At 36.5% G+C, this 22,535-nt stretch carries 17 protein-coding genes and 1 tRNA gene; 3 read left to right on the top strand and 15 right to left on the bottom strand.

All coding sequences use genetic code 11. The features are described 5' to 3' along the window. Positions 1–21: 21 nt before the first annotated feature. From BWD162_RS01930 to BWD162_RS01915, 4 genes are all read right to left on the bottom strand, one after another. On the bottom strand, positions 22–417 hold the full coding sequence (locus tag BWD162_RS01930; RefSeq protein WP_078705214.1) for an NADH:ubiquinone oxidoreductase subunit NDUFA12: 396 nt from the start codon (positions 415–417) through the stop codon (positions 22–24). A gap of 193 nt (positions 418–610) precedes the next feature. Next, on the bottom strand, positions 611–2,110 hold the full coding sequence (gene gatB, locus BWD162_RS01925; RefSeq protein WP_078705213.1) for an Asp-tRNA(Asn)/Glu-tRNA(Gln) amidotransferase subunit GatB: 1,500 nt from the start codon (positions 2,108–2,110) through the stop codon (positions 611–613). 127 nt (positions 2,111–2,237) lie between these two features. Continuing rightward, a complete protein-coding gene (tig, locus tag BWD162_RS01920) occupies positions 2,238–3,665 on the bottom strand; it encodes a trigger factor (RefSeq protein ID WP_078705212.1) in 1,428 nt (475 codons plus the stop codon). Between the two features lie 132 nt (positions 3,666–3,797). Then, positions 3,798–3,880, bottom strand: a tRNA-Leu gene (locus tag BWD162_RS01915). Positions 3,881–4,058: 178 nt separating this feature from the next. On the opposite strand from BWD162_RS01915, the gene trmFO reads away from it, so the two are divergent. Next, on the top strand, positions 4,059–5,459 hold the full coding sequence (gene trmFO, locus BWD162_RS01910; RefSeq protein ID WP_078705211.1) for a methylenetetrahydrofolate--tRNA-(uracil(54)-C(5))-methyltransferase (FADH(2)-oxidizing) TrmFO: 1,401 nt from the start codon (positions 4,059–4,061) through the stop codon (positions 5,457–5,459). A gap of 475 nt (positions 5,460–5,934) precedes the next feature. Here trmFO and BWD162_RS01905 read toward each other — a convergent pair whose 3' ends face one another. From BWD162_RS01905 to BWD162_RS01875, 7 genes are all read right to left on the bottom strand, one after another. After that, entirely contained in the window at positions 5,935–6,213 is a 279-nt protein-coding gene (locus BWD162_RS01905) for an HU family DNA-binding protein (RefSeq protein WP_078689623.1), read from the bottom strand. A 245-nt stretch (positions 6,214–6,458) separates the two neighbouring features. Further along, on the bottom strand, positions 6,459–8,882 hold the full coding sequence (lon, locus tag BWD162_RS01900) for an endopeptidase La (protein ID WP_078705210.1): 2,424 nt from the start codon (positions 8,880–8,882) through the stop codon (positions 6,459–6,461). 178 nt (positions 8,883–9,060) lie between these two features. Then, positions 9,061–10,335: an ATP-dependent Clp protease ATP-binding subunit ClpX gene (gene clpX / locus BWD162_RS01895; RefSeq protein ID WP_078705209.1), complete on the bottom strand. Its 1,275-nt coding sequence runs from the start codon at positions 10,333–10,335 to the stop codon at positions 9,061–9,063. 218 nt (positions 10,336–10,553) lie between these two features. Further along, positions 10,554–11,186 (bottom strand): ATP-dependent Clp endopeptidase proteolytic subunit ClpP, encoded by a 633-nt coding sequence (gene clpP / locus BWD162_RS01890; RefSeq protein WP_078663128.1) that lies wholly within the window; start codon positions 11,184–11,186, stop codon positions 10,554–10,556. Positions 11,187–12,078: 892 nt separating this feature from the next. Beyond that, the gene (trkA, locus tag BWD162_RS01885; protein ID WP_078705208.1) at positions 12,079–13,455 is read right to left on the bottom strand and encodes a Trk system potassium transporter TrkA; all 1,377 of its coding nucleotides are present in this window, start codon (positions 13,453–13,455) and stop codon (positions 12,079–12,081) included. Between the two features lie 3 nt (positions 13,456–13,458). Then, positions 13,459–14,814, bottom strand: a complete 1,356-nt coding sequence (gene ntrX, locus BWD162_RS01880) for a nitrogen assimilation response regulator NtrX (protein ID WP_078705207.1) — start codon at positions 14,812–14,814, stop codon at positions 13,459–13,461. 37 nt (positions 14,815–14,851) lie between these two features. After that, the gene (locus BWD162_RS01875) at positions 14,852–17,074 is read right to left on the bottom strand and encodes a sensor histidine kinase NtrY-like (RefSeq protein ID WP_153300983.1); all 2,223 of its coding nucleotides are present in this window, start codon (positions 17,072–17,074) and stop codon (positions 14,852–14,854) included. Between the two features lie 169 nt (positions 17,075–17,243). On the opposite strand from BWD162_RS01875, the gene rirA reads away from it, so the two are divergent. Both rirA and BWD162_RS01865 read left to right on the top strand, forming a co-directional pair. Beyond that, positions 17,244–17,657 (top strand): iron-responsive transcriptional regulator RirA, encoded by a 414-nt coding sequence (rirA, locus tag BWD162_RS01870; RefSeq protein WP_078705206.1) that lies wholly within the window; start codon positions 17,244–17,246, stop codon positions 17,655–17,657. 67 nt (positions 17,658–17,724) lie between these two features. Further along, positions 17,725–18,918, top strand: a complete 1,194-nt coding sequence (locus tag BWD162_RS01865; RefSeq protein WP_078705205.1) for a bifunctional 2-C-methyl-D-erythritol 4-phosphate cytidylyltransferase/2-C-methyl-D-erythritol 2,4-cyclodiphosphate synthase — start codon at positions 17,725–17,727, stop codon at positions 18,916–18,918. Positions 18,919–19,363: 445 nt separating this feature from the next. On the opposite strand, the gene BWD162_RS01860 is transcribed toward BWD162_RS01865, so the two are convergent. The 4 genes from BWD162_RS01860 to BWD162_RS08050 form a co-directional block, all read right to left on the bottom strand. Continuing rightward, positions 19,364–19,825: a type II toxin-antitoxin system RatA family toxin gene (locus BWD162_RS01860; RefSeq protein ID WP_078705204.1), complete on the bottom strand. Its 462-nt coding sequence runs from the start codon at positions 19,823–19,825 to the stop codon at positions 19,364–19,366. A gap of 11 nt (positions 19,826–19,836) precedes the next feature. Continuing rightward, complete coding sequence (gene lipA, locus BWD162_RS01855) at positions 19,837–20,790, bottom strand: lipoyl synthase (RefSeq protein ID WP_078705203.1); 954 nt, start codon at positions 20,788–20,790, stop codon at positions 19,837–19,839. Between the two features lie 76 nt (positions 20,791–20,866). After that, a complete protein-coding gene (gene lpdA, locus BWD162_RS01850) occupies positions 20,867–22,327 on the bottom strand; it encodes a dihydrolipoyl dehydrogenase (RefSeq protein ID WP_078705202.1) in 1,461 nt (486 codons plus the stop codon). A 48-nt stretch (positions 22,328–22,375) separates the two neighbouring features. Continuing rightward, positions 22,376–22,504 carry a hypothetical protein gene (locus tag BWD162_RS08050; protein WP_257787964.1) on the bottom strand — a complete coding sequence of 43 codons (129 nt, stop codon included), beginning with the start codon at positions 22,502–22,504 and terminating at the stop codon, positions 22,376–22,378. Positions 22,505–22,535: the final 31 nt, after the last annotated feature.

Genomic DNA, 22,535 nt, shown 5'->3' with positions numbered 1-22,535 from the left:
CACCCCATACCAAAAAATATTTCACTTTTTAGGTGACCATGCGTGATAATCTTTACGAACAACATGCTCATCATTATAGACGATAGAACCTTTTGGCCGATAAGCTTTATTTGTCCCTGTCATATTTGAAATATGAGGCTTTTCCCATTCACGCGATTGATAATTTTCTTCCGTAGGTGGTGTATTACAACGATGATGAATCCAACCATGCCATCCCGGAGGAATGCTAGAAGCCTCAGAATAATCTTTATAAATCACCCAACGCCGTAGATAACCATCCTTATGGTAACCACCTTCATAATAAACATTTCCTAACTGATCCTCCCCTACACGCTTACCTTTGAGCCACGTAAAAAAGCGCGTGTTTATAGTATTGCCATTCCACCATGTAAAGGTTTGTTTTAAAAAATCAGCCATTTCCAATTCCACTTCTCTAACGCACCCACAGCCTTGCCTGCTTAAAATAAATTGTTACGATACCTGAAATCACAAAAAAATAAAAATTATTGTAAAATTCAATCGTAACCCCTTTTGAAGAGTGAACTCTCATCCGTATACTTCATATTACAAATAAATATCATATCGATAAACATTCCTCTACCTTATAATATCAATCTATTTTTAGTTTTGTTTTAACTAATTCATTCACAGTCTGAGGATTTGCTTTGCCCCCTGTTGCTTTCATAACTTGTCCAACAAACCAACCAACTAAAGCAGGTTTTTCTCTTGCTTGAGCAACCTTATCAGAGTTATTGGCAATAATTTCATCAACAACACCCTTAATAACTTCTGTATCCGTCACCTGTTTCATGCCACGTTCTTCTACAATTTGACGTGGATCCCCACCTTCATTCCAGATAATCTCAAATAAATCTTTGGCAATTTTTCCAGAAATAGTCCCCTCTTTAATAAGATCAATAATCGCCCCTAACTGATCTGGAGTAACTGGCGTATCCTCAATTTCACGATTATTTTTATTCAAAGCACCTAAAAGATCATTGATCACCCAATTGGCAACTATTTTTCCATCGCGCCCATGCGCTACTTCTTCAAAATAATCAGCAATTGCTTTTTCTGTCACAAGAATGGACGCATCATATGCAGTCAACCCCATCTCATTGATAAAACGTAGTTTTATATCATCAGGAAATTCCGGCAATTCTGCAGCTAAAGCATCTACAAATGCTTGATCAAACTCCAACGGTAAAAGATCAGGATCAGGAAAATAACGATAATCATGCGCTTCTTCTTTTAAACGCATAGATCGTGTTTCACCTTTAGCAGCATCAAAAAGTCGAGTTTCCTGATCTACTACACCACCATCTTCTAAAATCGCAATCTGACGACGTGCTTCATATTCAATCGCCTGACCAATAAAGCGAATGGAATTAACATTCTTAATTTCACAACGAGTTCCAAAAGCCTCACCAGGACGACGAACTGATACATTCACATCCGCACGCATGGAACCCTCATCCATATTACCATCACAAGTACCCAAATAACGAACAATAGTGCGTAATTTCGTCATATAGGCTTTGGCCTCATCTGATGAACGCATATCCGGTTTGGAAACAATTTCCATAAGAGCTACACCAGAGCGATTAAGATCCACAAAAGACATTGTTGGATGCTGATCATGCATGGATTTTCCTGCATCCTGCTCAAGATGCAACCTCTCAATTCCAATTTCAATATCTTCAAATTGACCATTCGAATCTGGCCCAACAGAGATAACGACTTTCCCTTCCCCTACAATCGGATATTGAAATTGCGAAATTTGGTACCCTTGAGGCAAATCCGGGTAAAAATAGTTTTTACGATCAAAAACAGATTTTAGATTAATTTTAGCCTTTAACCCCAAACCAGTCCGGATAGCTTGGCGAACACATTCTTGATTAATAACAGGCAACATACCAGGCATAGCCGCATCAACAAACGACACATGATTGTTTGGCTCAGCACCAAATTTAGTTGACGCACCCGAAAAAAGTTTTGAATCTGATGTGACCTGCGCATGAACCTCCATGCCAATAACAACTTCCCAATCGCCTGTAGCTCCAGAAATAAAACGCCTAGGATCAGGGGTACGAGTATCAACAATTTCCATTACTAATCCACTATCAATATTGAAAACACACTACCATGGCTAAATCTAAAATTACCATAAATATAAGCTTAAGAATATAAGTCTAATAAAACAAAAGTTTTAATTAGACTACTTTCATTGCATATAATCAATTCTTTTTAGGTGTTTTCTTTTTGGCTGAAACTTTTTTCCCACTTTTTTCTTTCACTATGGATTTTTTCTCAGTTAAACTCCTCTTAGTTAAATCTAATTCGTCATCCTCTTTCATTAACTCTTCAACAGTCACTTTTTTATCTGTAACTTTTATCTGTGCCAACAAATAATCAATGACTTTTTCTTCAAAAATCGGTGCACGTAGACTCGCTACAGCTTCCGGTGTATTCCGGAAAAAATTCATAATTTCCTTTTCTTGCCCAGGATACTGACGAACCTGATCAAAGATTGCTGCTTGTAACTCATCTTCGCTTACTTTAACATCGGCTCGTACTCCAATCTCAGAAAGCACTAAACCAAGACGAACACGACGCTGAGCAAGCATATGATACTCTTGCCGTGCCTGTTCTTCTGTAGTACCCTCATCTTCAAAGCTGCTTCCAGCTTTTTGTAAATCGTTATTAACCTGACCCCATATATTATTAAACTCAACTTCCAAAAGGCATTCAGGAATTTCGAAACTATAATCAGCATCTAACGCATCAAGAATTTGACGCTTAACTTTTTGACGTGTCATTAAGCCATATTTACTCTCAACTTGTCCACGCACAATTTCACGCAAACGATCAAGAGACTCTACACCAAGCTTTTGGGCTGATTCATCACTAATCTCCAATTCATCTGGTTTGAACACAGCTTTAACAGTGATATCAAACACAGCATCTCTACCAGCTAAGTGTGCAACACTATAATCATCAGGAAATTTAACAGAAATTGTTGTTGTATCGCCTGCCTTTACACCAACCAATTGCTCCTCAAAATCAGGAATAAATTGTTTCGAACCAAGGACCAATTGCGCATCATTACCTGCTCCATTATCAAATGGAATATCATCAAGTTTACCAATATAATCGATTGTAACGCGATCACCTTCTACTGCAGGAGCATTTTTTTCGGAATAATTACGAGTAGAAGAAAGAACATTCTTTACCTGTTCATCAATCTCCTTCTCAGGAATATCAGCAAGTTCACGGGTAATTTCTATATTCTTAAAGTCTTTAATGTCAAACTTTGGTAAAACTTCATATTTCAAATTAAAAATAAAATCAGCCTTACCATCCAGAACTTCTTTATCTTCATTTATATCAATGTGCGGCTGTGTTGCAGAACGTTCATTGCGATCAGCCAAAATGGAACTTGGAGCATTCTTAATAATCTCATTAAGAACATCAGCCATAAAAGATTTACCGTACATTTTCCGCAAATGACTAGCGGGCACTTTACCGGGACGAAAACCATTAAGCTTAATTTTATCTTTGGTTTCATCTAACCGTTTATTTAATTTTATTTCCAAATCTTTCGCAGGAACCACGATTTTAATTTCGCGCTTCAGTCCTTCATTAAGCGTTTCGGTAACTTGCATCGAACAACTTTCATATCTCTGAGGAATGGATAGATCCACTCCAGTAACAATTACACCCCAACACTGTAGTGTTAGATTTACATGAAGCTGATTTTCACATACGCAAAACCCCGTGGTATGTAAGGATTATTTTGGTGCGGATGGAGGGACTCGAACCCCCACGGTCTCCCGCCAGAACCTAAATCTGGTGCGTCTACCAATTTCGCCACATCCGCTTAAACCTGTCAAATCAACAACTTCATATAAGCGGCGTTTCTATACCACTCAATCCAAACCAATTAAAGCAAAAAAGAAAGTAAATACATTTAAAAACTTAAATATATATACTTCTTATAAATTACAGAAGTAAAATCTATACTTTTCAGATAACACTACTTTCATTAAAAGGAAACTATGTCAAATAAATTTAACATCCCAATTCACATCATCGGTGGTGGTCTTGCTGGCAGTGAAGCAAGTTGGCAAATTGCTCAATCAGGAATCCCTGTCATTTTACATGAAATGCGACCAAAAAGAAAATCCGATGCTCATAAAACAGACAAACTCGCAGAACTTGTTTGTTCAAATTCATTCCGTTCAGATGATTCATCCACAAATGCCGTTGGTCTTTTACATGCTGAAATGCGATTAGCCAAATCCCTAATTATGAAGGCTGCAGATGCTAATAAAGTGCCAGCAGGAAGCGCGCTTGCTGTTGACCGCGATGGATTTTCCCAAGCTGTTACAGAAGCACTTGAAAATCACCCCCTTATAACCATAGAACGTGAAGAAATTTACAACCTTCCTGAAAACTGGCATAATATTATTATTGCAACAGGTCCCCTTACTTCACCAGCACTTGCACAAACAATACAAGCAATAACAGGAACAGAAGCACTTTCTTTCTTTGATGCTATTGCACCTATCGTTTATACTGATAGCATTAATATGGACATCTGTTGGTATCAATCTCGCTATGACAAAATTGGTCCTGAAAAAACTGAAAAAGATTATCTTAACTGCCCCCTTAATAGAGAACAATATGAAACATTTGTTCAAACACTGAAAAATGCAGAAAAAATAGAATTTCGTCAATTTGAAAAGACACCCTATTTTGATGGATGCCTACCAATCGAAGTGATGGCTAAACGTGGCCTTGAAACCCTCAGATATGGGCCCATGAAACCTATAGGACTAACAAACGCTCATAATCCTACAGTTAAACCCTATGCCGTTGTTCAACTACGTCAAGACAACATATTTGGTACTCTTTACAATATGGTTGGCTTTCAAACAAAACTAAAATATAGTGAACAAATTCGCATTTTTAGAACAATACCTGGACTTGAAAACGCGGAATTTGCACGCCTTGGTGGTCTTCATCGCAATACTTATCTCAATTCACCAACCATTCTTGATAACAGTCTTCGTTTAAAACAAAGGCCTCAATTACGTTTTGCTGGACAAATCACAGGTTGTGAAGGTTATGTAGAATCATCTGCAATTGGGCTTTTAGCTGGGCGTTTTGCTGTTGCTGAATATAATCATACTTATCCTTCTTTACCGCCAAAAACTACAGCATTTGGAGCTCTTTTAAACCACATTACTGGTGGACACATTGCAACTCAAGAAACAGGAAAACAATCTTTCCAACCAATGAATATCAATTTTGGTCTTTTTCCACCTATTAACTGCACTCATTACTTAGAACAACATTTATCTAGCAAAGAAAAAAAATTAGCAAAAAAACAAGCTATAATTACACGAGCCCTAAATGATTGTATTCACTGGTTAACACATGAAGAATCAAAATAATCTCTAAACAAATCATTATCCTTTTAATCTTAATAAAACATTCATTGCTTCTGTATTTTAGCCTACTAAGTAAATTTTAAGTAATTTAAAATAGCAGCGTCATTTAATACGTTGCAATGCTTAAATAGAGTCGTCAGAAAGCTATTCTAGCTCTGCCTACAACTTTAATATTTAAGTACTTCAATAGACTTAGTTTGTAATAAATAAACTTGCGATAGTTATTAACCCAACTTGAATTATCAACTATTATTCACAACAGATATCTAACTTATAATCAAATGCTTTATTTTAAAAATGGGATAAATATATTTTTGAATACATAGCTATTACCCCATCTCAGCTATTTCAAAGTGCCTTTTTAATAAATACCCCTAATAACACCCCCCCTGCTCCTGCAAAGTCTTGCGCAAAAGCATTTAAAAAATTTTTTAAAAAACCCGATTATAAATAAATCGGGTTTTTTCACGTAGCTCAATTATTTTTTATTAACGGCCTCTTTAAGGCTTTTACCTGCGGAAAATTTAGGTACAGAACGCGCTGGAATATGAATTTCAACACCCGTTGAAGGGTTGCGTCCTTTTGTAGCAGCACGTTTAGAAACTTCAAAAGAACCAAAACCTGGAAGACGAACATCACCTCCTGAAGCTAAAGCTTCTGTTACAGAAGCGATAAAAGCATCGAGAATTGAGCCAGCTTGTGCTTTTGAAACACCTGCTTTTTCAGCAATAGAATTAACCAATTCACTTTTATTCATTAAATATTTCCTTTCCCTAATTAGTCGGATAATATAATTCATCCGATCATCAATAAGTTTATTGAAAAGTGTAGCAAACAGAAGTTTTATTTTCTTTGAAAATATTGTTTTTTAGCATTAATCACAGTTATTCACGGGATTTTTCATTTTTTTTCTAAAATAAATAAAGTAATAACCCCGAAAACGGATTTTACCGTCTTTAAAATTTGCAAATTATAGAACAAAATAAGAATCAATAATAAGAATCAGTGTGCTATTGGTATACTTTCATTATCGCTTTCCGTTCTGATAGACGCAGACACTGTGGAAGGTTCTGTCCATTCAATTGCTTCAGGAAAACGAACTAAAGCGTGTTTAAGAACTTCACTCACATGACTTACTGGAATAATCTCCATATTATTTTTGACGTCATCAGGAATATCAATCAAATCTTTTGCATTTTCTTCAGGAATAAGTACTTTTTTAATACCTCCTCGAAGAGCCGCAAGCAATTTCTCTTTCAATCCACCAATCGGTAAAACGCGCCCACGTAAGGTAATCTCACCAGTCATAGCAATATCTTTATGAACAGGGATCTCTGTTAGTACTGAAACAATCGCTGTTACCATAGCAATTCCAGCTGATGGACCATCTTTTGGTGTAGCGCCTTCTGGAACATGAACATGGATATCACGCTTATCAAAAAGAGGTGGCTCGATACCAAAATCAGCAGCACGGAAACGTACATAAGATGCTGCCGCAGAAATTGATTCTTTCATGATATCACGTAAATTCCCAGTAACAGTCATTTTGCCTTTACCTGGCATCATAACACCTTCAATAGTCAACAGTTCTCCACCGACTTCAGTCCATGCAAGCCCAGTAACAACACCAATCTGATTCTCACTCTCAATCTGACCAAAGCGATAACGCTTCGTTCCCAAAAAATCATTAATATTATCTTCTGTAATTTCTATAGACTTTTGGTTCGTTTTAAGAATTTTTGTAACCGATTTACGCGCCATCTTCATTAATTCACGCTCAAGACTACGAACACCGGCTTCACGTGTGTAAAATTGGATAACCGATTTTATAGCACCATCAGAAACACTAAACTCTTTTTTAGATAAAGAATGATCTTTTAATGCTTTTGGTAAGAGATGCCGTTTAACAATCTCCACCTTTTCACACTCAGTATAACCAGCAATACGAATAATCTCCATTCGATCCATTAGCGGCCCTGGAATATTAAGCGTATTTGCAGTTGCAATAAACATCACATCAGAAAGATCATATTCCACTTCTAAATAATGATCAATAAATGTGCTATTTTGCTCAGGATCAAGTACTTCCAATAAAGCTGAAGCAGGATCTCCACGAAAATCCTGACCCATCTTATCAATTTCATCAAGTAAAAAAAGAGGGTTAATTTTTTTAGATTTTTTCATAGATTGAATAATTTTTCCAGGCATAGAACCAATATAAGTTCGGCGATGCCCGCGAATTTCTGCCTCGTCTCGAACACCCCCTAATGAGATACGGACATATTCACGGCCTGTTGCCTTTGCAATAGAACGCGCAAGTGATGTCTTTCCAACACCAGGAGGACCTAAAAGACAAATAATAGGGCCTTTTATTTTTGACGATCGACTTTGTACTGCTAAATATTCAACGATTCGTTCTTTAATTTTTTCAAGACCAAAATGCTCATTGTCCATGACTTTTTCAGCAAAACTCAAATCGTTCTTAATTTTCGACTTCTTACCCCAAGGTATAGTTAAAAGCCAATCAAGATAGTTACGTACAACTGTCGCTTCCGCAGACATGGGAGACATATTACGTAATTTTCTAAGCTCTGCTCCAGCTTTTAAACGTGCCTCTTTTGAAAGCTTTGTTTTTTTGATACGATCTTCTAATTCAGACAACTCATCACGGCTATCATCACCTGCTCCCAACTCTTTTTGAATAGCTTTCATTTGTTCATTGAGATAATATTCCCGTTGAGTTTTTTCCATCTGCCGCTTAACATGTGAACGAATACGTTTCTCAACTTGTAAAACAGAAATTTCTCCTTCCATGAAGAAAAGTATACGTTCAAGACGATCACGAACAGATAACAATGCCAAAATTTCTTGTTTTTCTGAAAGTTTAATCACCAAATGTGAAGCAATAGTATCAGCAAGCTTAGAAGGATCATCAATCTGGCCGATAGCACTTACAACTTCAGGAGAGATTTTCTTATTAAGTTTTACATAATTTTCAAAATAAACAATCGCTGATCGAGAAAGAGCTTCAATCTCAACTTCATTCTCTTCAGACTCTTCTATAACAGTTGCATAAGCTTGATGATAATTTTCATTCTCAGTAAATTGGTTAATTTTTGCACGTGTAGTCCCCTCAACCAAAACTTTTACAGTTCCATCAGGAAGCTTTAAAAGTTGAAGAACATTGGCAAAAGTACCAATATCATAAATATCTTCCGATTTTGGATCATCGTCAGAAGCATTTTTTTGTGTGGCTAATAATATCTGCTTATCTACTATCATCGTCTCTTCAAGAGCGCGAATTGATTTCTCTCGACCAACAAAAAGTGGAACAATCATATGTGGAAAAACAACAATATCACGAAGTGGTAAAACAGCGTAAAGCTCTTCTGTTACCCTTTTTATCTTCTCATCAATATATTGCATATTTTTCCTTTCTGGAGCCTATAATTCACCCCCACATAAGCTTATCTTTAGAAAATAGCAGCTTCTCTATAATAAATGAAGTAGTAATTACAAATAAATAAATCAAGCACCATGACGCTATAATACTTCAGAAGATTTATTTTTAAATAGTACTCATTAACGATATTTTACTATAACGTCATGCTGATACGTTTTCTTTATCTTCTGCACACTCCGAATAAATATAAAGAGGGCGAGCTTTTCCTTCAACTACGTCACTTGAAATCACTACTTTTTGGACCCCTTCAAGAGTTGGTAATTCAAACATAGTATCAAGAAGAATTTTTTCCATAATGGAACGTAAACCACGTGCTCCAGTCTTACGTTCAATTGCTTTATTAGCAATAACGCGTAAAGCATCTTCATGAAATGTTAATTCAACATTTTCCATTTCAAAAAGACGTTTATACTGTTTAACCAGTGCATTTTTGGGTTGTGATAAAATTTGAACAAGCGCATTAATATCTAAATCTTCTAAAGTAGCGATAATAGGAAGACGGCCAATAAATTCTGGTATTAAACCAAACTTTACAAGATCTTCAGGCTCTAAATCATGAAAAATTTCACCAACCCGACGCTCATCGGGAGCCTTTACAGCAGCAGAAAAACCTATTGAAGTTTTTTCACCCCGCCCTGAAATAATCCGTTCTAAACCAGCAAAAGCACCTCCACAAATAAACAAAATGTTTGTTGTATCAACCTGAAGAAACTCTTGCTGTGGATGTTTACGCCCACCTTGGGGAGGAACAGAAGCCACTGTTCCTTCCATAATTTTTAACAATGCTTGCTGAACACCTTCACCCGAAACATCTCTTGTAATAGAAGGATTGTCAGCTTTACGAGAAATTTTATCAACTTCATCAATATAAACAATACCACGTTGTGCACGCTCAACATTATAATCTGCAGATTGTAGAAGTTTTAAAATAATATTTTCAACATCCTCACCCACATAACCCGCTTCAGTCAAAGTGGTCGCATCTGCCATAGTAAAAGGCACATCAATAATGCGTGCCAATGTTTGTGCAAGATAAGTTTTACCACATCCCGTTGGGCCAACAAGAAGAATATTCGATTTAGATAATTCAATGTCACTATTCTTAGATTGATGCGCAAGGCGCTTATAATGATTATGCACAGCAACAGAAAGGACACGTTTTGCATACCGCTGACCAATAACATAGTCATCAAGAACTGTTAAAATTTCTTGTGGTGTAGGAACACCATCACGTGCTTTGATCCCTGAAGATTTACTTTCTTCACGAATAATATCTGTACAAAGTTCTACACATTCATCACAAATAAATACAGTAGGCCCTGCAATGAGTTTACGCACTTCATGCTGACTTTTGCCGCAGAATGAGCAATAGAGAGTATTTTTTGATTCGCCCCCACTATTGCCAACTTTGCTCATCTCACTTTCCTTTCGCCTCAATATCTGAATACTTTATCTTCTCAAAGAGGTTTTTTATAATGACAATCCCAAATATATAGAAAACTATGATTATCACAATATTTTTGATATTTTCCTATTATTTTATGACAAGTTTTGTAAAAATTATATTTTAAAATAGCTATTTTAAAGGCAATTTTTATGTATTTCACAATTAGTTACTTTTTCTATAAAAATTCTTAATCTGTTTCTTCTTTTTCAGTTACCGTGCGATATTGTATAACATCGTCAATTAAACCGAATTTTTTAGATTCTTCTGCTGTCATAAAATGATCGCGATCAAGAGTTTTTTCAATAATTTCATAATCCTGACCTGTATGTTGAACATAAATTTCATTTAAACGTTGTTTCATCTTTATAATATCTTGCGCATGCCGTTCAATATCAGAGACCTGCCCCTGAAAACCACCAGAAGGTTGATGTACCATGATACGTGCATTTGGCAACGAGAAACGGTGACCTTTTGCTCCAGCTGTTAAAAGTAATGACCCCATAGACGCTGCTTGCCCCATGCATAAAGTAGAAACAGGAGGACGAATAAACTGCATAGTGTCATAAATCGCCATTCCAGATGTTACCACACCACCTGGTGAATTAATATAAAGGCTGATTTCCTTTTTAGGATTTTCCGCCTCTAAAAAAAGCAATTGAGCACACACAAGCATTGCCATACCATCTTCAACAGGACCATTAATGAAAATGATTCGTTCTTTCAGGAGCCGGGAAAAAATATCATAAGCACGTTCACCACGATTAGTCTGTTCGACAACCATAGGAACCAGATTCAGTGCTGTTTTTATTGGATCACTCATATTTTTATTCCATTAAATAAAATTGCTATTGACGCAATATAATTGTATTAGTAATAGGCTATAGCAATACTTTCTGATGCAAGTCACAATCAATCATGATTAAATAGCATTAAAAATTCCAATAGTTAAAATAGTTATAAGAACTCTACTCCAAAAAATCCTGAGCAGTGAACATGCGCAATTTTGCCTAATGCTAAAACTTTCTTCTTGAATGAGATATTTTGGGCATTTTGTATAATAAAACTCTATACAAAGTAGCTTATTCATTATTTCAAAATTAAAAGCTAAATTAAAAATCCTTTCAGTTTTGCACCTTCTTTAATAATAAAATTTTTTTGTTCATGATTATATTGTTTAGTTAATCATACAATATCATCATTGCTAAATATCATTACCCCAAGCCTTCTTATTAGAATTCAGCAATTTTCCTTTTTTATTAATTATGGTTTTCAAATACAGTGTTAAAAAACTCTAATTAATATCAGAAATAACTTTTGACTTGTAAAATAATCTTCAAACATTTTTATCATTGGGATTACCCATGAACAATAAAATACTAAAATTTTACTCTTTTAGCATTGTTCTTGTTAACCACATTTGATTTGCTATCAGATGAAATTATCTTCAAAATAAATATTTAGATCTAATCAAACGCTTTATTGATTTGACATTAATAAACACAAAAAAAAATCTGAAAATTGAAGTGAAAGTGGTAATGTACTAAATATAGTAGAATTGATTCGGCCTTATATGATTAATACCAACAAGTAAAAATGCATTTTTTCATCACTCAAATTTAAGGCACTAACCAATCTCAATCTTTAGTGCTTAACAAAAGCCAATTAACCAGCTTTATTATGCTCACACCAAAAAATACAAATATCCTAGATAATTAAAAATATTCTAAGCTTACACGAAATAATTGCTCAACATCACGAACACTATCAGCAAGAGCAAACATTACTACTCGATCACCAGGTAAAATACGCGTATCTGCTAAAAGCTGTATAATTGTATTATTGCGATAAATTGCACCAATCCTTAAACCATCTGATAACTTGAGTTCCGATAACGATTTACCAATTAGTGAAGAAGTCTGCATTGCTTCAGCTTCAATAATTTCTGCAGCACCATTAAAAACCGAATGGACAGCACGAATGCGCCCACGACGCATTTGCTGTAAAATTTTTGATACAGTAACACTACGAGGATTTAAGTGCGCATCTACACCAACTGTACGGCTAAATTCCTGATAAGTGACATTATTAATCAAAACCATGTTGGCTTTGCATCCCAGTCTTTTAGCTATAATAGCACTTAAAAGATTAACCTGATCTTGATTTGTTAATGTAATCATTAAATCAGCTTGGTCAATTCCAGCTTCTTGAAGAATTACCGGATCTAATACATTACCATATAAAATAGTTGTTTTTTCGAGTTGATCGGCAATTGTTAGTGCCCTTTCTTTGTCCGCCTCTATAATTTTCAATTTTAACTTATGCAGGCGTTTTTCAATAGCCTGAGCAACATATAGACCAATATGACCACCCCCTGCAATAATTATGCGATGTGCCTCCTGCTCTTTATGACCAAAAAGTCCAACTGCACGACGTACCTGATCACGAGCTGCAATAAGATAAGTAACGTCACCAACGCGTAATTGTGTATCTGAATGCGCTATCAGTAATTCTGAACTACGCTTAATAGCAGTAACTGTTGTTCGAAGATCGGGAAAAAGCTCCGTTAACTGGCGCAAAGGTGTATTAATTACTGGACAATCCTCCATACATTCCAAAGCAAATGCAACAATATCATCATTACAAAAATAGAGAACATCTATCGCCCCAGGCAAAGCAATACGTCGTAGAACCATTTCTCCAACTTCAACTTCTGGAGAAATAACTACATCAATAGGAATATTCTCCCTCGCAAATAGAGTTTTATAACATGGCTCTAAATACGATTGTGAGCGAATACGAGCTATTTTAGTTGGAACATTAAATAATGAATGTGCCACCTGACAAGCCACCATATTGACTTCATCAAATAAAGTCACTGCAATCAACATATCAGCTTCATCAGCACCTGCAGCCAAAAGAACTTCAGGATGTGAACCATGACCAACAAAACTTCTAACATCTAATGCATCGCGAATTTTTTCAACCAATCTCGCTTCAACATCTATAACAGTTATATCATGATTCTCAGCAGCAAGACGCTCTGCTATCCCATAACCAACCTGCCCTGCCCCACAAATAATAACACGCATAATTTATGAAACTCCAAGCGCTTTAAGTTTACGATGTAAAGCTGAGCGTTCCATACCTATAAATTCAGCAGTACGAGATATATTTCCACCCAAACGTCCGATCTGTGCCACTAAATATCTTTTTTCAAATAATTCACGTGCTTCACGCAATGGTAAATCCATTATATTCTCATCTGTATCTATTTTAACACGTGGAAAAGAATCACTTACTTCAACAGGAAGTAACTCTGTTGTTATTGGTTCATCATCACGTACAAGAATGAGAAGGCGCTCAATATTATTACGTAATTGGCGCACATTACCTGGCCACGTATGCGCTTGCAAAACAGCTATAACATCATCACTGATTTCACGTGGTTTAATACCAAGTTGATATGATATTGTTCTAACAAAATGCCGAACAAGCTCCGGAATATCTTCACGACGTGCAGAAAGCGGTGGAACAGTAATGGGAACAACTGCAAGGCGATGAAAAAGATCTTCTCTAAATCGCCCATCAGAAATTAAATTTTCGATATTTTGTGCTGTTGAAGAAATTACACGAACATCCACTTTGACACGCTTTGTACCACCGACCCTTTCAAATGTTTGTGTTGTTAACACCTGAAGAATCTTACCCTGAGTTTCACGTGGCATATCAGAAATTTCATCAATATATAATATCCCGCCGTGTGCCTCTTCTAATGCACCAATCTTACGTTCACTGCCTTCTATTTCATTGCCAAATAATTCTATTTCCATTCTTTCGGGAACAATCGTTGCAGCATTTATTGTAACAAATGGTCCATTAGAACGTGTTGAAAGTGCATGAATAGTACGTGCCACCATTTCTTTCCCTGCACCTGAGGGACCTGTAATCATAATACGACTATTAGTTGGCGCCACTTTTTCTATAATTTGGCGCAAATGCTTCATAACAGTCGATGTTCCAAGCAATTCTTGTACCTCACTTGAGCGTTGTCGTAATTCTAAAAGCTCACGTTTTAATTTTGAGTTTTCAAGAGTTCGTTCAGCAACTAAGATAAGGCGATCGGTTTTAAAAGGCTTTTCAATGAAATCATATGCACCTCGTTTTATAGCAGAAACAGCTGTCTCAATATTACCATGACCAGAAATCATCACTACTGGAAGAGAGGGATGTCGAGCTTTGATTTCATCAAGCAATGCTAAACCATCCAGACGACTTCCTTGTAACCAAATATCTAAAAAAATTAGCTTTGGAACACGCTCATTAATTTGTGCTAACGCTTCATCAGCATGACACGCAACACGCGTTTCATAGCCTTCATCATTCAAAATACCAGCAATAAGCTCACGAATATCTGCTTCATCATCAACAATTAAGATATCTGCTACCATCTCATTCCCTTACTTATGATTTGTGGTTTGTGCCATACTATCTTGCTCGACCAGCCGGAAATACCATACGAATCATCGCACCACGACCTTCATAAAAACTATCTAATGCATCATGCAATTCCATGTACCCACCATGATCTTCAATAATTTTACGGACAATAGCTAAGCCCAGTCCTGTCCCTTTTTCTCGCGTTGTTATATAAGGTTCTAATAATTTTTGCCTTTGTTCTTTAGGAAGCCCTTTACCATTATCAATAACATCCACAACCAAGTGCTCTCTTTGACGATAAGAACGTATCAGAATATGACCATGAATACCTTTTTCTCGTGCAACAGAATCAATCGCTTCGCTTGCGTTTTTAATAACATTACTGAATGCCTGAACAATAAGACGATTATCAAACTCACCTATAAGTGGTACATTTCCCAAATCTTGCTCAAAATGGATATCATGTCGTGTAACCTCTATCAAAAAACACGCTTCACGCAATAACCCACGTATATCTGAAAAACCCATGTGTGGTTTGGGCATACGCGCAAAAGAAGAAAATTCATTAACCATACGCCCAATATCCCCGACTTGTCGAATAATTGTATTAATACACCGATTAAAAATTTCTTGATCTTGCGTAATGATTGTACCGTAGCGCCTACGAATACGTTCAGCTGACAATTGAATGGGTGTAAGTGGGTTTTTGATTTCATGCGCAATACGGCGTGCAATATCTGCCCATGCTGATGAACGTTGTGCTTCTACAAGGTCTGTAATATCATCAATTGTTAAAACCCAAGATTGCCCTTGCCCATCATCTTCCTCCATCGTAATTTGTACATTACAGACCCGCTCTTGCTCTGCAACGCTTAAAGTCACCTGTTCACGGTGGTTTTTACGCCCTGACGAACAAACAGACTCAAAAACTTTCCCGATTTCAGCGCTTAATGATAAAAGGCTGTATCCTATAACTTGTTCAGAATTAATACCAAACATTGTCTCAATAGACCTATTAATAATTGTAATATTCCCATTATTATCAATTCCAGCCACACCTGCTGTCACACCAGATAAAACAGCTTCAGAAAAACGCCGTCTTTCGTCGATTTGATCACGAACTGCTATCAACTCATTACGTCGACTTTTAAGTTCACTGACCATGTAATTAAAAGTTTTTGATAACTGCCCAATATCCCCATCCCTCGCACGTACCGGCACAAAAACCTCCATATTTCCAGAAGCCACATCATCAGCCGCACCTATAAGAAGCCGAATAGGACGTACCAAACGGTCAGCAACAGCAATACCAGCCCAAATAGCTGACAAAAATAAACTTAAAAAAAGACATAAATAAAGCATACCAAACGCAATTTGCGTTGGCAGGCGATTTTCATTCAAACCACGATAACGATCTGTATTAATTTCCGTTAAACGTAAAGCAGACAACACATTTTTATCAACATCACGCACCAAGTATAAAAATGTATTTGAGATATTCGTAAATTTCAAAACAATACCAAAATAATCATGAACTCCCGGCTGAAAAGAAAAAGGCCTTTCACTAGTTGCTTGAGCAATAAGATGAGATGGTGGAATAGGCAATTTATCTTCATCACCAAGATCGCTTGAAGCAAAAATAGTCCCTGTCGAACTTAACAAAAACGCACCACGAAGATTACGACCTGCAGCATGACGTGTTAATTGTAATCGATATTCAACTGGATTGTGTGCTAGGAGCTTTTTATTATCAAGCGCAAATGCCATAGCATAAGATAAATTTTTCAAATTTTGGAGCATTTCATCCGCATAAGCGTTAGCTAAATCGATAGAAGAGCCAACAATTTGTCGAGTTGTTGTATCAAACCACCGGTCAAGCCCTAAATTAAGAGCAGGCCCTGAAACGAGAGCAACAGCAACAGCCGGCAATGTCGCAACAAGTGCAAATAACGAAATAAGACGCACATGAAGACGTGAAGCAGCACGCCTTGACCGCCACGCACGCATAATAGGAATTATTTCATATAAAACAATGACTACCAGCCCCAAAACCCAAATACTATTAATTCCTATAAGGACTAGTGTCACGCCTCTATCAGGTACAATAGAGGTTAACCCAACAAGAATAATAAATGAAACAGACGCTGTTAGCAAAGCTAATACAATAATTGTGATACCCCAAAATGTATATACATTACTTAAACGACGTGATTCATCGTTATAAGTATTTTGATTTATATTCTGGAGATTTGTCACAGATGTTGTATTCATGATGATCTTACGCTACTTATCTCCTTGTTCTCACACAACCCTTTGTGATAAAAATTGATAATACTATGTTTACAATATAACTAATTCAAAAAATTAAGAAAGAATTTCTACATTTTTGAAACAGTTTTAAAATAAAGTATGTTTGATTAATACTTTTCAAGGAGATGCCATGCGATTAACAAAAAAAACAAATTATGCTCTCCGAATACTCATGTACTGCGCATCTAATCAAGATAGTTTAAGTTCTATCCCTGAAATTGCTAAAACATATGCCATTTCTGAGCTTTTTTTATTTAAAATCCTTCAACCATTAGTGGAGGCAGGTTTTTTGCAAACAGTACGTGGACGTAACGGTGGTATCAAATTGGCTAAACCAGCAACAGAGATCTCAGTGGCTGATGTTGTGAAAATAATAGAAGATAATTTTTCCATGGCAGAATGTTTTGATACAAAAGAAGTTAATTGCCCACTGGTTAATTCCTGTAACCTAAATATCGTACTCAAAAATGCATTAAATGCTTTTTTCGATGTATTATCAACAACATCCATTTCTGATCTACAACAACCATTATTACAACGTTAATCAAGAATTGATCGTAGAAAAAATAATAAATAATTAGCTTAAACTAAACTTTAAAAAGGAATTAAGTATTTCTATTGCAGCTATAATATTAGCCGCTGGACGTGGCGAAAGAGTGGGGTCTTTACAAAATAGTCCAAAACAATACCGACTTTTAGGACACAAGCCGGTTATTTACCATACTGTGCGTTGTTTTTTGCAACATCCAGCCATCACAACCATTATTTTGGTTATCCGCCCAGATGACCACCAAATATGTGAAAATGCTATAGCCGATTTTAATAAAGATCTCATCATTGTGGAAGGAGGTGCTACACGCCAACTATCCGCTTTATGCGGGCTCCATGCACTCAAAGAAATCAAACCAGACTATGTTCATATCCATGATGGTGCACGCCCTTTTGTCGAAAGCAAGCTCCTTGAAAAAATTCATACTACTGTCAACCACCAAGAAGGTGTTCTACCTGTCCTTCCCATTTCTGACACTCCAAAACGTGTAAATAATGCACATTATGTTGTAGAAACAATTTCGCGTACCAATTTCTATAGTGCACAAACTCCGCAGTGTTTTCCATTTAAACTTATTTTAGCAGCTCATGAAAAAGCAATACAATCTTGCAAACAAAATTTCACCGATGATTCATCAATCGCCGAATGGTTTGGTATTCCTATGCGAATCATTCCTGGAAATCCTAATAATATAAAAATTACATGGCCGGAAGATCTCGAAACTGCACATTTATATCTCCAGAAAAGAGCACCTATGTTCCCTGATATTCGTACTGGAAATGGTTATGATGTCCATTCTTTTATAGATGGTGATTATATTACATTATGTGGCGTAAAAATTCCTTTTACAAAGAAATTAAATGGACATTCAGACTCCGACGTCGCTCTCCACGCACTAACAGACGCTCTTTTAGCTACTCAAGGCGCTGGAGATATAGGCACCCATTTTCCTCCTTCTGATCCCCAATGGAAAAATGCATCATCAGAAATTTTCCTACGCCACGCTGTTAATATTATTAAGCAAGCAGGCGGTCGTATTGCTAATGTTGATATCACACTCATTGCCGAAAAACCTAAAATCAGTCCTTATCGTCATAGGATGGTAACACACCTTATGAATATACTCACAATTTCAGCCGATCGTATTTCTATTAAAGCAACAACTAATGAAAAACTAGGATTCATTGGCCGTGAAGAAGGCATTGCCTCTCTTGCAACGGCTACTGTCATTTACCCAGGAGAAATTTTTAAATGATATGCATTTGTGAAATACAGACTCATGTAGTTCTAACGACTTGTCGTTCAAAAGATCTGTTACTCACAATCGTAGATCTTTATAAAAAAATCACCGTTGCAAATCCTACCGATATTGTAAAATCATTGGATAGATCCGATTGGTAAATTCATTGTTTATTCAAAGAAAGTAAAATAAATCTGGTAGCTATATACACTAAATTTATAAACGCATTATGTCATTTCCAAAAATTTGTTCTTACAATAGCTAAGAGTGAAAAAATACTCAAAAGACTATAATCTCAATTTCTCTTATAAACATGAAAAATTTTTAAAATAGCACCCCACTAAGATATATGAGATTTGTGTATTTCATAATATTTCTGCATCCAATTTTCAGTTTTTGATCTTGTTATAATGCAGCTCGCAAATGCAGTATTCATTACGCATCCAAGCAGATTTAACTATTATATCTCTAAAACACCGTAAATCTGATGAGCGCGTTTCTCAAAAGCATTTGTAAATTTATGAAAAGCAATATCAAACATTGATCCTGTCAATAATTCTAACATTTTGCTCTTAAATTCATAAGTAATAAAAAACTCTACATTACATGCATTCACATTTTGAATTTGGTGAAACGCCCAATGATTTTCGAGATATTTAAATGGACCATCAATATATTTAACCTCAATAAGATTTTTCTTAGGCTGAAGAAGCACTTGTGTCGTAAACATTTCTCGAATCATTTTATAACCAACTGTCATATCAGCAATGAGCAATGTCTTTTCCTCATACTCCTTCCGAGAACGTATTATTAAAGCCTCACACATCGGTAAAAATTCAGGATAAGATTCAATATCTGCAACAAGATTAAACATTTCATGAGCAGTATGGGCAATTTGCCGATGTGTTGTAAAAGTTGGCATAACTCTCTCTATCAGGCAAATTTTTCAGCACGTGCTTTTTGTAAAGCTTTAAAGTCATCTCCAGCGTGATGAGATGAACGTGTCAGAGGATTGGAAGCCATATGTAAAAAACCTTTCGCCTTACCAACCTTGGCAAAAGATTCAAATTCATCAGGAGTTACAAAACGAATGACAGGATGATGCTTTCGCGTAGGCTGCAAATACTGTCCAATTGTCATAAAATCTACATCAGCAGAACGCAAATCATCCATTAATTGAAAAATTTCATTCCGCTCTTCCCCAAGACCAACCATAATTCCTGATTTTGTAAAAATTGTTGGATCAAGTTCCTTAACGCGTTGTAATAACCGAATTGAATGAAAATAACGTGCTCCTGGACGCACCTTTAAATATTTAGATGGAACTGTTTCCAAATTATGATTAAAAACATCAGGCTTAGCAGCAACTACAATTTCTAACGCATTATCCTTATGGCGAAAATCAGGTGTAAGGACTTCAATTGTTGTTGTAGGAGTCTTTCGACGAATAGCATGAATAACTTTTGCAAAATGCTGTGCACCACCATCAACCAAATCATCACGATCAACAGATGTAATGACAACATGCTTTAACGCCATCTGTGCAACAGCATCTGCCACACGCTCTGGCTCATCATCATCAACTGCAAGCGGAATACCTGTCGTAACATTGCAAAAAGCACAAGCTCGCGTACATATTTCACCTAAAATCATAAAGCTAGCATGTCGTTGGCTCCAACATTCACCAATATTTGGACAACCAGCTTCCTCACATACTGTCACCAATTTATTGAAACGTACAATATTATGGGTTTCCTTATAGATCTGTGATGTTGGTGCTTTTACACGAATCCAATCTGGTTTTTTCTGAATAACCGTATCTGGACGGTGCGCCTTTTCAGGATGACGAACACGTCTATTCGTAACTCTATCAACCACCGTAACCATCTAAGATCTCTGCCTTCTCAATAGCGAATACTTATGAAAAATCACAAAATGCAAAATTTTTCATATAACCTAATTATCAAGCATTTAAAACCTGATCGTACGCATCTAATACACTTTCTTTCATCATCTCCGATAATGTCGGATGTGGAAAAACAGTACTCATTAATTCTTCTTCAGTTGTTTCAAGATTCATAGCAATAACAAAACCTTGAATAAGTTCTGTTACCTCTGCTCCTACCATATGGGCACCAAGAAGCTGCCCTGTTTTTTTATCAAAAATAGTCTTAACTAACCCTTGATCTTCACCTAAAGCAATTGCCTTACCGTTAGCTGAAAAAGAATAACGACCAACACGTATATCGTAGCCAGCCTCTTTTGCTGCTTTCTCTGAAAGCCCTACAGAGGCAACCTGTGGTGTACAATAGGTACATCCAGGAATTTTCCTTTTATCAAGTGCATGAGCACTTTTCAGGCCTGCAATACGCTCAACACAGATTACACCTTCTTCTTCCGCTTTATGAGCCAACATAGGGGGACCAGCAACATCACCAATAGCATATATCCCTTCCACACCTGTCCAGCTCCATTCATCAGTTACAATGCATCCACGATCAATTCTGATACCTAATGCTTCTAAACCAAGGTTCTCAATGTTACCTTGAACTCCAACAGCGGAAATTAATCGATCAGCTGTTATTGTTTCTGTTTTACCTTTAACATCGATATGCGCTATAATAGAATCAACAGTTTTTTCAACTTTTGTCACTTTTGCATCAGTCAAAATACGTATGCCTTTTTTCTCTAACTGCTTACGCGCAAATGTTGAAATTTCAACATCCTCAACCGGCATAATTTGAGGCGTCATTTCAACGACAGTCACCTGAGAACCCATATCATGATAAAAAGAAGCAAATTCAATACCTATCGCTCCAGACCCCATCACCAAAAGTGACTTTGGTAGTGTATGTGGTACCATTGCTTCAAAATAAGTCCAAATGAGCTTCCCATCTGGTTCAATACCGGGAATAGAACGTGGGCGAGCTCCAGTCGCAACAATTATATGTTTTGCCTGATAAGTCCCCTCACCTAATGTTCCCTTAGGTACTGGATTTTGGGGCTGCATAATTGCTTTGGATGATGGAGAAACCACAATTTCTGCAAGTTGGCTACCTTTAGATGCCTTAGTTAGCTTTGCTTCACCCCAAATAACATCAATCTTGTTTTTCTTCATCAGAAAACCAATACCAGCATTCAAACGTGCTGACACCCCACGCGAACGCGCTACAACATCTTTAATATTTACTTCAATTGAACCGTTAAGTTTTAACCCATAATCATTTGCATGCTCAGCAAAATGCTTCATTTCCGCTGAACGTAAAAGAGCTTTTGTTGGGATACAACCCCAATTTAAGCAAATACCACCTAAATGTTCACGTTCAACAATTGCAGTCTTGAAACCACATTGTGCCGCGCGAATTGCAGTTACATATCCGCCCGGTCCTGAACCAATCACAATTATATCATAAAGATTTGCCACAGTAATCCCTCCATGGATATATACAAAACGGATCCAGACTATCCGAGCTTAAAGCAGAAAGGTAATAGGATAAATCTCTTTTGCATATCCTATTCTAAAAATCCACATGAATACCTTCATGAAATCAAAAGAAGCCGCAAAACTATCATTAAGGCTATTCAAATCTACTTTTTCCATATCACTACTCTTGCCTCATACACAATTTACA

Source organism: Bartonella sp. WD16.2 (assembly GCF_002022505.1).
Lineage (GTDB): Bacteria > Pseudomonadota > Alphaproteobacteria > Rhizobiales > Rhizobiaceae > Bartonella.
Note: the sequence above shows the minus strand (reverse complement) of the source record. Positions and strands in the feature narration are given on the sequence as shown.